The sequence below is a fragment of the Ignatzschineria sp. F8392 genome (genome assembly GCF_002252045.1).
Classification (GTDB): domain Bacteria; phylum Pseudomonadota; class Gammaproteobacteria; order Cardiobacteriales; family Wohlfahrtiimonadaceae; genus Ignatzschineria.
Window position 1 is genome coordinate 239,071 of the sequence record NZ_NEFF01000002.1, and the last position, 14,176, is coordinate 253,246.

Consider the following 14,176-nt stretch of genomic DNA (forward strand, 5'->3'; position numbering starts at 1 on the left):
CCATGCTCTTCCCTATTTTAACGGAAAGAGGGAGAGAAATGGGATTGTTTCCCCTCAAGCGCTACTTTTTCTGCCCAAACATGGCACCGCTCACTTTTGTTCTATAGAATGGAAAAGAATCAACCCTAAAGGGAATCAGTTAAAACTAGGACAATCAAACTAGGACAATAGATATTATGAGAAGATTACTAAAAATTGGAGCGGCCCTGCTCCTTGTGGCAACTATTGCTGCCTGTACTGAAAAAGAGGCAACACCTATCGAACAAGATGTTTCGGTTTATGAATTAAATCAGCCAGGGATCTCTATCAAAATGACCTTAGTCGGAGAAAATGATCAGCTTGTTGGACAGAGTACAGAGAGCATTATTGATTATGATCTGATTGAGGCAAAAAATGCGGCAGAGGCAAAGGCGATTCTAGATGAGTTGACAGGATATGTCGATTATAGTGATGTTAAAGGGATTACCTATGAGATGATTTATGGGGAGAAGAGTGCTAATGAAAAGATCGCCGTTGATCTCAAAGTTGCGGATCTCGTAGAGTTAGCAAATTTACCAGGTACTGCTTTTGAAGGTGATCCAACCATGGCGATCAGCTACTCCGCGACAGGCGATATGTTGGAAAGTTCTGGCTTTACTAAACAGCGTCAAATTGAGAATAAGAAAACAGAAGAAGAAAAGTCGAAATAGTGAAGCAATAGTATCAATCAAACAACCACAAAAAAGCTGAAGTTTAATCTTCAGCTTTTTTACTATCGTCATCTCATTGAGTGTCCACTCTACACATTATGACTTCTCATTATGGCTTCTCTATAGAGGGAATCGATGCATCCAATGCATCACCCTCTTCTCTCTTTTGTAATACTTCAGTCTGCGCCTCAACCAATAAGATTCGCTTCTGTAGACCCCGATAGTAACGAGTCATCATCCAGAGCGCCAAAAGACCGTAGACGCCTAACTGCACGACTAAAAGTATCAACTCAGGGATCATATTACTAAAACCGCCCCCCATCTGATTCATTGTGATCATGCTAGTAATTGCTGGAAAGATCGGCATTAGATAGGTGAAAATTCGTAAGGCCCAAGGAATCATCTCTGTGGGCCAACTCATCCCTGAAAGGAAGAAGATCAACATGCTTGAGGGAAGAATAATTAAGAAGACTGAATCAAACTTTCTAAAGAAGAGGCCAATAAAGGTACTCATAAAGATCGTTGCGGATAAAAAGAGTAACCCAAAGAGCATCAATCGCGGCAATGAACCATGAAATGGTAACTCATAAAAGATCGGTGTTATCCCCATATAACAGATGAAGATCACAATACTCACCATAAAATAAGCAAGCCATTTACCGGCTAATGTCATAAAAGCAACAACAAATGGGGATGCTTTAGGATCAGCGACTAAACCTTTATCAAAATCTGAGTTACGCCCTAAAATAAGCGAAATCACCAATGCCAAGAAGAGACACTGGAAGACAATTAAGACATAAACCGGAGGAATGACATAGGTTGCATAGCCATTTTGTGGATTATAGAGCGGAATAACAACCGGAGTAATCGGGGTACTATTACCAAAGGCAACAGCGGGATCCACCCCCATCTGCACCTGCTTAGCCGCCCCGATACTTCGGCTCATTGTCTTCACCACACTTTGGACCGCTGTCATCATACGACTATAGATAATCACATAGCTTGCATCGCCATAAAATGAGAACCCGCCACTTCGCCCACTTAAGATATTTTGTTCAAACCCTGGGGCAATATAGAAGATCCCATAGACTTCACGATTACGCATCATATGTTCCGCCTCATCCATAGTATGAACGTGACTGACAATATCGACTCGATCTGTTGCATTCAATTTTCGTAAGATATCACGGCTCAATGTTGAGTTATCAAGATCAACCACCACCGCCGGAGCATTTCGCACCTCCTCATTATCGTAAGGAATAGGATAGTAGAAGAAGTAGAGAATCGATCCCGAAACAAGAATACTGATAATCGCCTCGACCGTGAAGATACGATTAAACTCCTTCAGAAAGATCTGCAAAATAGTCTTAAACACGTTTTGCCCCCTTTTTATAGAGATGGAGTCGAATAATCACAACGATATAGGTGATAAGAGCGATCAACAACAGCGAGAGAAGTGGTGAGAGATTATAGGGAAATTCATGTCCTCTAATCGTCTGATCTAGACGGATCTCCACATACCAGGTAATGGGTAAAACTGCGCCCCAAGCGATAGCATACCAACTCATAGCGATCCGGGGAAAGAAGAGCCCAATAAAACCAAAGGCAGGAGATGAGAAGCTACTTGCCGCTCCATAATTGATCACCTTTTCCGGTAACCAGAGGGCAAAAACAGCTGCCCAAAGTTGGGCCGCTACAATAAAGAGAGCCGTTCCTAAATAGAGTATAAAGAGGGATCCCCGTATCGGCATATCAAAAAAGAGTACTAAGACCGCATCTAAAACGATATGAACCGCTAAGAACCAGAGAAGATAGGGGATAATTTTATTAAAGAGATAACGGAAATAACTGCCATTAGCCATCGCTAAGGGAACAGCAATACCGCCTAACTTATACTTATCCCGAACAATGGTAAAGACCATCGTTACCATAATTAAGATCTGTAGCAATGTGGGGACGACGCCATTGGTTAATGTATAGTTATAGTTGAGCGTTGGGTTAAAGACCGGATGAATCTCTAACTCAATAGGAGAGAGCTGTTCAGCCGCAATTGGCCGAGCAATTCCCTGATCCATCATTGTTTCAGCTTGATAGTTGGTGATGATCGAAGTCAAAGCAGAAGAGAAACCACTCTGCAACGCCGAGCCTATCGACATATATTGGTTGTTATAGAATGTTGTTACTTCAGGCGATTCATTCGCTAATAACAACTTCTCAAAATCGGTTGGAATAAAGACAATTCCATAAACCTCACGATTAAGAAGCTTCTGCTTCGCATCATGAAGAGAGCTATCCCTCGTTGCAACCAATACTTGTGGTGAGGCGGCGATATCCTGAATCAAGGAGCGTGATGTCACAGTCCGATCCATATCAACCACCGATACCGGCATCTTCTGAATAACGCCTTCAGAGAGCAATCCCGTATAGAAGATCACCACCAATAATGGATAGATAAAGAGGGCAAAAAAGAGACTCTTCTCTCGAAAGATCAGACGCATCTCCCGATAGAGAATTGAGAAATAGTGCTCTTTAACAACCGCTTCAGTAACTCTCTTTTCCATCAAAGTCCTTTAAATACGTCTTTTAAATACGCTGCAATGAATGGCGATTAATCTGCCGTATGGCGAGACTTCCAGTCTGCAATAACACTCATACCAGGTAATAAACCCTCTTCAGCTTTTACCGGCTTTGCTTTTACTTCAAAGGTGCGAAGATCAAAATCACCTGTTGCTTTGGTCGCTTGCCAGTTGGCAAATTGCCCCAATGGATTGATTGCTTGGATATAGACATCAACATCTTTCTTAAGCGCAGGAACATAGACGGTAAAATGATCCCCCACAGCGGCATAGTTGAGGTAATCTTCGCGGATATTAAATGTTAACCATAAATTATCCATATTAATTAAAGAGTAGAGAGGGGTTCCGGGATTGTAGAGTTGCCCCACTTCTGCAACACGAACAGTTACCTGACCATCTGATGGCGCATAGACTGTTAAGGCATCATAATCTGATTGCACTTGAGAGAGCGCCGCTCTTGCCTGCTCTACTTGTGCATCTGCAAGAGATTTCTGTTGCGGGCTACTACCACTCACTGCAAGCTCATAATTTGCTTTAGCTGCTGCAGCTGCTTCCATCGCTGATGAGAAGGCATTTCGCGCTACATCAAGATTCTGTTGTGAGACACCCCCACGCGGTGCGGCACCCTCCATTCTATCGAGATTACTCTTTGCTAAGAGCAGATCAGCCTCTGCTTTCTCATATTGTGCTCGCATCGCTTCAATGGTCTCAGGACGAGTACTATAGACAACATCTCTATTCGCTTGAGCGACGCGATATTGCGCTTCTGATGTTGCTAACTGCGTCTCAAGCGCTGGGCTCTCAAGTCTTAATAGTAGATCCCCTTTTTTAACCTTATCGCCAATATCTGCCGTCAATTCAACAGCACGTCCTTGCACTCGAACCGAAATATCGACTCGATTTGCAGCGACTTCCCCTTGAATCACAAGCTCAGGTTTATGGTGAGAGATATAGAAAAGGGCTGCCACTAAGAGCAGGATTACAGCAATAATAATCGCGATAGTCGTTGTAATTTTTTGCATACGTTTTAATATCCGCGCTAAACCTAGTTTTAAATGAATGAATCAAATAAGAATCAACAAAAAGGAAACATAATGGTGCATATCATAGCATGAATGCATCTTATGCACATCTTTGATATCACGATCTTTATCAGTTTTTTCTCCTGAAAAAGGGATAAAAAAAGCGAATATAAATGAATATAAACGAGTATAAAAAAAGACTGTCACCTTGCGGATCCAGTCTCTTCTTGTTCGATTAACAGCGCCAAATAGGCATCCATTGATCACCTTCTAGCTAGTTGAGATCCTCTTAAGATCACGATAACTATAACTGTTAATCATGGGGAATAATTCCCCATCTATCAGCTCGAGATAACGCTCCTACCTCTTTTTAGAGCCCCGATATCTTAGTTTGCCACAATTAGGAGATTCAATCTCTCTAACTCTTATCATCAGCATTATGAGCGTGAAGTGGATATCGTTTATCTTAACGATTTATCTTCCCTTCTGCTGTGATAGGCAGTTCTTCCTCCACCTACTAGTGATATATTTTGCCTTCTTTAATAATGAGCTATTTTTTATTTTTATAAATATTACTAAGATCGGTAAGGGCTATTTAATACCCTTTAGCAGAAAGTCTCAAATGACATTATCGCGGAAGATATAACTTTTGGTTATACTCTTTAAGTCTCCTATTGAGGAATTTTTGAATAAGCTTCTGATAATCTTGCGATATTTTTCGTAAAGGCCGATCCGATTGATAGAGCATACAGAGGTCTAACATCATCGGTTCTTTAAGAGGATAGATCATGGAAAAGGGCAAAACTTCTGCCGCAGAGAAGAGATCACTGATCGTGCACCCAACTCTTCGCTTCACAAATTCAGCCGCCATATAGTAGGTATGTACATTAAGTTGCGTCGGTTTAAAGGTACGATATTGATGAATCATGGTTGATAATGAATCGGCACCAGGATTGATCCAACGATCATCATCGATGGCTTCAAGACTCATGACACCTTGCTCTAAAGGCTCTGCATCAAGATAGACAACCGGTATTTTCGCTAATGTAATAGAACTAATACCCTGCTCCTTAATCGGCCGAAAAGAGATTGCAAAATCGAGCTGATAACGATTAAGGAGATGGATTAACTCATCCGTATGATAAGTTGAGACCTCAACTCGCGACTGGGGATAGCGCTCTAAAAAGAGCTTCGTCACCTCAGGAATAAGACTTAAACCTAAACTTGGCAGACAGCCAATGGAGATATTCCCTCGAGGTTTTTCCGCTAAATTTTCTGCCATTAACTGAAAGTCACTCAACTCTTGATAGATCATCTGCGCTTTATCGTAGAGAATACGGGCCTCTTTTGTCGGAATCAATTTACCACGTGTTCGCTCAAAAAGGAGATAACCTAAACGCATCTCCGCATGTTTTAAGGTTTTACTCACTGCAGGTTGTGAGATATGCAACATATCTGCTGCCCGTGAAATCGAGCCGCAGACCATAATGGCATAGAAGACCTCTAGATGCCTCGTATTCATTCTATTTCCCCCTAACTAATAATTATTTATCACCTTCGATTAATCTTAAATAGTAGATCTGCCTCTAATAGATCAACCTCTAATAGATCAGTCTCTAATGGATCGGCCGCCAATAGATCGACCTCTAGATCCCCCTCTACTTAAAGTAGTGACCGATAACCGCCTCTTCTTAAGCGCACTTATCATGCGTTCAGGGCAAGCGCACAGATCAATCTTCACAAAACAATATACCTATCTGTATATTGTTTTTTCTTGAATGATTCGCTACCCTACAGGTTATACTCAATCCTATACCGGGGTTACCCACAAAGTTATCCACAAGATGATCTCTTTAGTGTATCAGATAAACACAACAATCAATGGAAATGGATTGTTGAAAATAAGTTAGAAAGGAGTCTCATGAGCCAAAATAGATTTGACCGATATAAACTTCATCCAAGAATGATGCATATTCTTGTCCCCTTCTTCCTCTCATTTGGAATGTCCTGCATTGTCTCTCTGGTAAGTACCTTGATGAGTGTTGGTTTTTCCGGTTTTGTTGTAGGTGAATGGTTCGGCGCTTGGATGCTCTCCTGGCTCGTTGCCTTTCCCTCTGTTCTGATTCTGCTCCCTATTATGCGACGATTAGCGCTACTCTTTGTCCGTAAGCCAGAATAATAAAGAGCGTTAAGACAATAGGATACCGATCCCACTCTAAGTAAGACCCAATAATAGAAAACCCCAACTCAAAATATGAGCTGGGGTTTTTAAATGTTATAGAGATGATCTCTCTACTCAATATAGCTAATCGATGTACTACTAATCGATATCACCGATTAGATCTACCAATTAGATCTAATTAATCAAGATCTAATTAAGATCTAACTCATTACTCAACATCTTTCATCGTTAAACGGATACGTCCTTGACGGTCAATCTCAAGTACTTTCACCTTCACAACTTGACCAACATTGAGGTGATCCCCAACATTAGAGATACGCTCTTCAGAAGGGATTTGTGATACGTGAACCATACCATCTTGCCCTGGGCGAAGATTAACAAATGCACCGAAGTCCATAATACGAACAACTGGCGCATCATAGATAGCACCAATCTCAATATCAGAAGTGATCTCTTCGATACGTTTTTTCGCTGCTTCAGCTTGATCATTATTGACAGCAGAGATACGAACTTCACCTGTATCTTCGATCTCAATAATCGCACCTGTCTCTTCGGTAATAGCACGAATCGTTACACCACCTTTACCGATCACATCACGAATCTTATCGGGATTGATACGAATTGTTGTAATACGTGGCGCAAACTCAGAGATCGTTTCACGCGACTCACTGATAACACTATTCATCTCATCAAGAATATGGAGACGCGCTACTTTTGCTTGTGAAAGTGCCGTATCCATAATCTCTTGGGTAATACCATCGATCTTAATATCCATCTGCAATGCCGTGATACCCTCTTTCGTACCGGCAACTTTAAAGTCCATATCACCAAGATGATCTTCATCACCTAAGATATCGGTTAAGACCGCATATTGATCCCCTTCCTTAATTAAGCCCATTGCAATTCCCGCAACAGGGGCTTTTAAAGGAACACCGGCATCCATCAATGCAAGCGAGCTACCACAGACAGAAGCCATTGAGCTTGAACCATTCGATTCTGTAATCTCAGAGACAACACGAATTGTGTAAGGATACTCTTCCATGTTAGGCAATACTGCCGCAACACCACGTTTTGCAAGATTACCATGACCAATCTCACGACGTTTTGGTGAACCAACACGTCCTGTTTCACCTACAGAATAGGGAGGGAAGTTATAGTGGAGCATAAAGTTCTCTTTATATTCACCAGAAATAGCATCGATAATCTGTGCATCACGCTCAGTACCCAATGTTGCCACAACTAATGCTTGTGTCTCACCACGAGTAAAGAGTGCTGAACCATGTGTACGTTTTAAAACGCCAACGCGCGAAACGATAGGACGTACAGTTTTAGTATCACGCCCATCAATACGCGGCTGACCTGCAAGAATTTGACTACGAACAATATCCGCACTGATGCGACCGACTTCTGCAGCAACTTCAGCCTCTGTAAAGCTCTCTTCTGCATCTGTTACTAATTCTGCAATAGCGCGCTCTTTAGCCGCACTGATTGCACTGCTACGTTCTTGCTTCACGGTAATTTTAAAAGCGGCTTCTAAATCAGCACGGACCAAGTCTGAAACTGCTTTTTTCAGTGCTTCATTCACTTCAGGAATTTCAAACGGGAATGGCTCATTACCCACTTTATCCGCGAGCTCTGCAATATTGTCGATAACAACTTGCATCTCTTGATGACCATATACAACAGCACCTAGCATTACCTCTTCTGAGAGAAGGTTAGCTTCGGACTCTACCATCAATACCGCACCTTTTGTGCCGGCAACGACAAGATCAAGATCTGAAACTTTTAACTCTGAACGTGTTGGGTTTAAGATATACTCACCATTGATATATCCCACACGCGCCGCACCTAAAGGTCCATTAAAGGGCAATCTTGCAATTGAGAGCGCTGCGGAAGCACCAATCATCGCAACGATATCTGCACTGATCTCTGGATTGATAGAGACAACAGTTGCCACGATCTGAACTTCATTGGTGAATGCTTCATGGAACAGAGGACGCACAGGACGGTCGATAAGACGCGCAACTAAAATCTCCTGCTCTGAAGGGCGACCTTCACGACGAAAAAATCCACCAGGGATTTTACCGGCCGCATAGGTTTTTTCCTGATAATCAACCGTTAATGGAAAGAAGTCACGCCCAGGATCTGCACTCTTTGCCGCAACGACTGAGACAAACAGTGTCGTTCCCTCAACATCTACCATCACAGCTGCTGTCGCTTGACGCGCAATTTCAGCTGTTTCAATTGTTACCTTACGACCACCGTAGGTAAATTCCTGCACAATCGGTTTTAATTCTAATGTCATATCTTCATTTTCCTTTATTTTGATCTCTCTTTTCTGACCTTTTTCATACTCTTTCTTTAAATAAAGGATCTTCAAATTAAAGAACTATAGAACTCTAAGGGAACTGCTTCATCTCTTACAATAAAGCGTAAACTTGATGCCACCTCAAACAAAAGATGAAGCAGTGCCCCTACAGATAACTCTATTTAAAGAGATTACAAAAAAGGATAAAAAGCCAAACTACAAAAAGCCCCCACAAAAGATGCGGGGGCTCAATTTTACAGGTACATTACACCTAGCGCATTATCAGTCATGAGCTGGGGATAATCTACAAAAAAATACATCTTTATCAATACAATTAACGACGTAATGATAAACGATCGATAAGATTTTGATAACGATCTAAATCGATAGATCTTAAGTATGTGAGTAACTTACGACGCTTGTTTACCATCTGTAATAGACCACGACGTGAGTGATGATCTTTCTTATGCTCAGCAAAATGTGCTTGAAGCGCATTGATGTTGAACGTTAAGAGTGCTACTTGTACTTCTGGTGAACCTGTGTCGTTAGCGCCACGACCGAAATCTTTAACGATCTCTGCTTTTTTTTCTACTGTTAACATGTATAAAAACTCCAAAATTTTATAAATAGTGTCAATGGCGATGACAGCATTTAATCTCGGCATTATAGTATGTTTCTCTCAAAACACCAACTACTAAAATAGGGATTGATCTCTCAAGGTGAAAATTGCGCAACACGCTGACGAACCCTCTTGCAAAATCAACAACCTCAACACTCAATCTATCTACCCTTTATCTAACGTCTAGCGCCACTGCCAACTAATATTGTCCCCAACCTTGAGCCCTAACGTTTCTGCCACCCCTTTATTGAGCTCTAAAACATACTTTCCAGGCGCTTTAGCAGGATAGGAAGGGCATCGGCTCGTACGACAAGGCTCTGCTTGGACAATATCAACCACTTCACCATCTTCAGCTATATAGATAATGTCGAGGGGGATTAAGGTATTTTTCATCCAAAATGAGAGAAATTGCGTCTGAGGAAAGAGAAAGAGCATTCCCCGCTCCTCCGGCATCGACTCTCGATACATCAATCCTTCTGCCTGTGCCCGGGAATCAAGTGCAAGCTCAACAATAATGGGGGTTTCATGAATACGCATCTCCCCTTCTCGCAATCCCGATTGTGGTGAAAACCCCAAGCCAGGCTTCACAATGCCGGCACCCTGCTCTAAAAAATGGCGAAGATCCGGGTTATCTCTTCGAACCTCTGTCGCCATAGCACCAGGAAGAAGCTGGAAAAACAGTAGTAACAATATAAAATAGAGCGCAATATGAATATGCTCCCAGCGACTCACTCTCTTCTTTAGTGGATCCAATACTCTCTCCATTCATCTATCTCCCTTGACGTTATCACCCATCGATCTCATCACACAACTACCCAACCCTATAAAGCAGATGCCCTATCTGAAACTGATTACTTATCAAGCTCGTCATCGAGTGCATCATCAAACTCATCTTCCGCCTCATCAAGAAGCAAAATTCCATCTTGAATCAATTGTAGAAGAAATTGTTGCGCTATAGGGGCGGTGAGCATCTCTACTAGCTCATCATAGCCCCACTCCGTCTCGACGGTTAATTGCTCTACAAGCACTCTTTCACTCAGAGGAAGAGAGTAACTTTTACCAGCAGCAAAGAGAAGAATCTCATCACCCGAGATATAGTGAAGGAGCGTTATGCCCGGATGGACTTCGAGATAACCACCATCATCGAGATACTCCATAAGCGCATCAAACGTTAAACACTCTTCGAGCGATTCAGGCACCTGAAACATCTTCGGCTCAGTGATAAAAGCACCGAACCATTTTGCAATCTCCGCACGATCTTGGGTCAATGCCGACTCTAAAATCGCCACCACTCGATCCACTGCCGCATCACTTAGAGCACCTGGTTGCGTTACAACTTCCAATTGTGGATCACAATAGCGAGCATCTTCTGCTACCTCATCAAACTTCATCTCCATATAGTCGCGCAACATCTCACGATGTTTTGGCGCACGGAAACCGATCGACCAGGTGACACTACGACCAATATTCACTCCATAATGACCAATTCTTGGCGGAAGATAGAGAAGATCACCAGGTTCTACAATCCACTCTTCATCGGGGCGGAAGTTTTCAATCAAGCGAATATCAACACCCTCAACAAAGTCATCTTCCGAAACAGGAGCATAGCTGATCTGCCAACGCTTCTTCCCCATTCCTTGTAGAAGAAAGACATCATAATCATCCCAATGAGCACCGACATTGCCGGCATCTTCACCTAAACTGACTTGAAGATCATCTAAACGCCAATGGGAGATAAAGCGAAAAGGATCGAGCATCGACTTTAGCTCTGGAAGATTCTTCTCTACATCATTCACTACAAGCATCCATGACTTTTCAGAGAGTGTGGCAAAATCCTCTTCCGTTGCCGGCCCCATCTTCAGCTGCCAAGGGCGCTCTCCCCCACTTTCGTAGATAAATCGAGAGGGAATGAAGGGCTCAAAAGCAAGTCCCGCAATCTCATCCGCTGTTAAAGGATCTTCAAAGTTAGGAAAAGCCCCCTTTACAAAGAGTGGCTTCTTTTGCCAATACTCTTGCAAAAATTGCTCAGCGGTTAGGCCCCCTAAAAACGGTAAAGGTTGATTCTTCATCGACAATTCTCTCTCTATCTTCATCTACTATCTCAATTTCCAACTTAAATTAACGCCTTGAAATTAACGTCTCGAAACTCGCTCTACCATCGGCAATAAACGGAGCTCCCGCATAATATCGGCAAGATGTTTTCGATCTTGAACATCCACAACAAAGCGAATCTTCACAATCTCATCGCTCATCGGCTCTGAAGTAAATTCACCAAAATCGAGATTCATCTCCGTCACCTTTGCACTCACAGATGCGATCGCACCACGGCGATTTTTAGCTATAAGGGTTAATTGTACCGGGAAATCTCCGCGCGCTTTTTTACTCCACGCGAGAGGAATCCAGCGATCTTCATGCTTCTTATAATTCTCCACATTGGCACAATCGACCTGATGGATCACCATGCCGTGGCGCTGACTGAGATAGCCGATAATAGATTCCCCCGGCAATGGATAACAACAACGACCGAGCGTTGTCTTCATCTTCTCAGCACCGATAATAATGTCGCTTGAAACTTCTAGTCCATCCTCATCTTCATCCGGCGCCTCATGCATCTCTACCTCTAACCCCTGCTTCACTAAGAAACGGTTAATAATGTAGTGCATTGGATATTTTCCACGACCGATCGAAATTAAGAGCTCCTCTTTCGAACCTAGCTCTAACTCCTCGAGAAGAACCTCTTGATCTTTTTCAGCAAAGTCATCAAGAATAATCCCCTTATTCTCCAATTCAAGAGAGAGGAGACGCTCACCAATATTGTAAGCCTCTTCACTCGATAATTTAGAGAGATACCCAAGAATACTCGTTCTTGCTCGCGCACTGACCACATAATCGAGCCACTTCGGTGATGGTCTTGTGCCCTCTTCGGTAATGATCTCCACAGTCTGTCCATTATGGAGAGATTGGGAGAATGCTACCTGTTGTCCATCGACGATAATCGCCTGACAATGATTCCCCACCTCCGTATGCACAGCATAGGCAAAATCGATCCCTGTTGATCCTTTCGGCAACTCAATAATGCGCCCTTTAGGGGTAAAGAGATAGATCTCTTTCGGGAAGAGATTCGCCTTCATCGCCTCCATAAACTCAACAGAGGAGATCGCACTATCTTGTAATTCTGTTACAGAATCGAGCCATTTATTGGTCCGAATCTGATTCTGCTGCCCTTCATAAGCATCTTTATAACGCCAATGCGCTGCCGCGCCTGCCTCTGCAATCACATGCATATCGCGGGTTCTAATCTGCACCTCAACCGGTAAACCATTACGTCCAAAAACAATAGTGTGCAGGCTCTGATAGCCATTCCCTTTAGGAATCGCAATATAATCTTTAAAACCACCAATAATCGGCTTATAGAGTTGATGCACCATCCCCAAAACGCGATAACACTCATCAACGGTTGAAACAATCACGCGAATAGCGAAGATATCATAGACCAACTCGATCTTACCCTTCACTTTCAACTTATTATAGATACTCCAGAGATGCTTCTTACGTGTCGAGATTCGAGAGAGGATATTGCCGCGGACCAAACGATCGTAGATTGTATCTTTGATCCGCGTTAAATTTTCACTCTCACTCTCATACTTCTCTTCAATCGCTTTGGAGAGGACGGCATAACGCATCGGATAGATATTCTCAAAACAGAGATTCTCTAAATAGACCTGTAAGGCATACATTCCTAAACGGGCAGCGATCGGCGCATAGATCTCCAGTGTTTCATTTGCGATACGGCGCTTCTTATAAGCCGCTAAAGCACCCAAAGTCCGCATATTGTGGAGTCTATCAGCAAGCTTTACCATAATGATACGCAGATCTTTTGTCATCGCGAGTATCATTTTACGGAAATTTTCTGCTTTTGCTTCCTCTTTAGAACGGAACTTAATCTGCGTTAATTTTGTAACGCCATCAACAATCTGCGCGACCTCTTCCCCAAACTCATGGGCAATCTCATCATAGCCGATATCGGTATCTTCAATGACATCATGCAACACCGCCCCCACTAAAGAGGCTTTATCGATCTGGACTTCCGTTAAGATCAAGGCAACCGCTAACGGGTGAAAAATATAGGGCTCGCCAGAGGAGCGAAACTGTTCCTGATGCGCAAACGCACCATAAATACATGCTCGTTCAACCTCTTTTACTTCTTCTTCCGAAAGATAGCGACCTACGATTCGCAATAAGCGACCGACCTTAATCTCAAATTCTTTACGCCAGGGAAGAAGATTTGGAGGCAATTGATATTTCTCCATAATCTACTCCTAATTAACAACGATAATTATTGTCACTCAACTGCTACATCTCTCTACAGGGATTCTATAATCTATAACCTCTATAAACTCTATAAACTCTATAAACTCTATAAACTCTATAACGATAATAACTCGAAAGAGATTATCGATGATGGATCGTAGCAATAGAGTAAACAACAACTCAAAATATTCGACTGATACTTGATACTCACTTGATCATGACTTGATAAACGCGCAACAAATATGCAACAGATACCCCATATCCCCCTCAATATTTTAATAAGGGCTTATAAGGGGTCATACTAAAAATTTCTAAAGACTCAAGATATTTCAGGCATTTTAAGGAGGTAAATATCTCAAATAATCCTCTTAAAGCATCTTATCCTTTATATGAGCAATAATCTATCGAGAGATTCTATAGAACGAGAAGAAAGAGAAAAAAAGATGAGAAGCAAGCTGCCTCCCATCTT

Annotated in this window: 11 protein-coding genes; 2 read left to right on the forward strand and 9 right to left on the reverse strand. The window is 42.4% G+C overall.

Annotation, left to right across the window (positions count from 1 at the left end):
• Positions 1 to 176 precede the first annotated feature (176 nt).
• Complete coding sequence (locus B9T19_RS05320; RefSeq protein WP_094567563.1) at positions 177 to 689, forward strand: DUF1307 domain-containing protein; 513 nt, start codon at positions 177 to 179, stop codon at positions 687 to 689.
• 109 nt (positions 690 to 798) lie between these two features.
• Here B9T19_RS05320 and B9T19_RS05325 read toward each other — a convergent pair whose 3' ends face one another.
• The 4 genes from B9T19_RS05325 to B9T19_RS05340 form a co-directional block, all read right to left on the reverse strand.
• Positions 799 to 2,064 carry an ABC transporter permease gene (locus B9T19_RS05325; protein ID WP_158214357.1) on the reverse strand — a complete coding sequence of 422 codons (1,266 nt, stop codon included), beginning with the start codon at positions 2,062 to 2,064 and terminating at the stop codon, positions 799 to 801.
• Positions 2,057 to 3,250, reverse strand: coding sequence for an ABC transporter permease (locus B9T19_RS05330; RefSeq protein ID WP_094567565.1), 1,194 nt, complete (start codon positions 3,248 to 3,250; stop codon positions 2,057 to 2,059). The genes B9T19_RS05325 and B9T19_RS05330 overlap by 8 nt, the downstream gene beginning before the upstream one ends.
• Before the next feature lie 47 nt (positions 3,251 to 3,297).
• A complete protein-coding gene (locus tag B9T19_RS05335) occupies positions 3,298 to 4,287 on the reverse strand; it encodes an HlyD family secretion protein (protein ID WP_094567566.1) in 990 nt (329 codons plus the stop codon).
• 628 nt (positions 4,288 to 4,915) lie between these two features.
• Entirely contained in the window at positions 4,916 to 5,809 is an 894-nt protein-coding gene (locus tag B9T19_RS05340) for a LysR family transcriptional regulator (protein ID WP_094567567.1), read from the reverse strand.
• A 399-nt stretch (positions 5,810 to 6,208) separates the two neighbouring features.
• Here B9T19_RS05340 and B9T19_RS05345 point away from each other — a divergent pair, with 399 nt between their 5' ends.
• Positions 6,209 to 6,466 carry a DUF2798 domain-containing protein gene (locus tag B9T19_RS05345; RefSeq protein ID WP_094567568.1) on the forward strand — a complete coding sequence of 86 codons (258 nt, stop codon included), beginning with the start codon at positions 6,209 to 6,211 and terminating at the stop codon, positions 6,464 to 6,466.
• 211 nt (positions 6,467 to 6,677) lie between these two features.
• Here B9T19_RS05345 and pnp read toward each other — a convergent pair whose 3' ends face one another.
• The 5 genes from pnp to B9T19_RS05370 form a co-directional block, all read right to left on the reverse strand.
• Positions 6,678 to 8,774: a polyribonucleotide nucleotidyltransferase gene (pnp, locus tag B9T19_RS05350; RefSeq protein WP_094567706.1), complete on the reverse strand. Its 2,097-nt coding sequence runs from the start codon at positions 8,772 to 8,774 to the stop codon at positions 6,678 to 6,680.
• Positions 8,775 to 9,111: 337 nt separating this feature from the next.
• The gene (gene rpsO / locus B9T19_RS05355) at positions 9,112 to 9,378 is read right to left on the reverse strand and encodes a 30S ribosomal protein S15 (RefSeq protein WP_094567569.1); all 267 of its coding nucleotides are present in this window, start codon (positions 9,376 to 9,378) and stop codon (positions 9,112 to 9,114) included.
• A gap of 201 nt (positions 9,379 to 9,579) precedes the next feature.
• The gene (locus B9T19_RS05360) at positions 9,580 to 10,161 is read right to left on the reverse strand and encodes a DUF192 domain-containing protein (RefSeq protein ID WP_094567570.1); all 582 of its coding nucleotides are present in this window, start codon (positions 10,159 to 10,161) and stop codon (positions 9,580 to 9,582) included.
• A gap of 86 nt (positions 10,162 to 10,247) precedes the next feature.
• Positions 10,248 to 11,465 (reverse strand): cupin domain-containing protein, encoded by a 1,218-nt coding sequence (locus tag B9T19_RS05365; RefSeq protein ID WP_158214358.1) that lies wholly within the window; start codon positions 11,463 to 11,465, stop codon positions 10,248 to 10,250.
• Positions 11,466 to 11,528: 63 nt separating this feature from the next.
• Complete coding sequence (locus tag B9T19_RS05370; protein ID WP_094567572.1) at positions 11,529 to 13,706, reverse strand: bifunctional (p)ppGpp synthetase/guanosine-3',5'-bis(diphosphate) 3'-pyrophosphohydrolase; 2,178 nt, start codon at positions 13,704 to 13,706, stop codon at positions 11,529 to 11,531.
• Positions 13,707 to 14,176: the final 470 nt, after the last annotated feature.

Bases quoted from the DNA above. Each gene is read 5' to 3' on its own strand.
- B9T19_RS05330 (WP_094567565.1), bottom strand. From the start codon at position 3,250: ATGGAAAAGAGAGTTACTGAAGCGGTTGTTAAAGAGCACTATTTCTCA.
- B9T19_RS05370 (WP_094567572.1), bottom strand. From the start codon at position 13,706: ATGGAGAAATATCAATTGCCTCCAAATCTTCTTCCCTGGCGTAAAGAA.
- B9T19_RS05340 (WP_094567567.1), bottom strand. From the start codon at position 5,809: ATGAATACGAGGCATCTAGAGGTCTTCTATGCCATTATGGTCTGCGGC.
- pnp (WP_094567706.1), bottom strand. From the start codon at position 8,774: ATGACATTAGAATTAAAACCGATTGTGCAGGAATTTACCTACGGTGGT.
- B9T19_RS05320 (WP_094567563.1), top strand. From the start codon at position 177: ATGAGAAGATTACTAAAAATTGGAGCGGCCCTGCTCCTTGTGGCAACT.
- B9T19_RS05335 (WP_094567566.1), bottom strand. From the start codon at position 4,287: ATGCAAAAAATTACAACGACTATCGCGATTATTATTGCTGTAATCCTG.
- B9T19_RS05360 (WP_094567570.1), bottom strand. From the start codon at position 10,161: ATGGAGAGAGTATTGGATCCACTAAAGAAGAGAGTGAGTCGCTGGGAG.
- B9T19_RS05365 (WP_158214358.1), bottom strand. From the start codon at position 11,465: ATGAAGAATCAACCTTTACCGTTTTTAGGGGGCCTAACCGCTGAGCAA.
- B9T19_RS05345 (WP_094567568.1), top strand. From the start codon at position 6,209: ATGAGCCAAAATAGATTTGACCGATATAAACTTCATCCAAGAATGATG.
- rpsO (WP_094567569.1), bottom strand. From the start codon at position 9,378: ATGTTAACAGTAGAAAAAAAAGCAGAGATCGTTAAAGATTTCGGTCGT.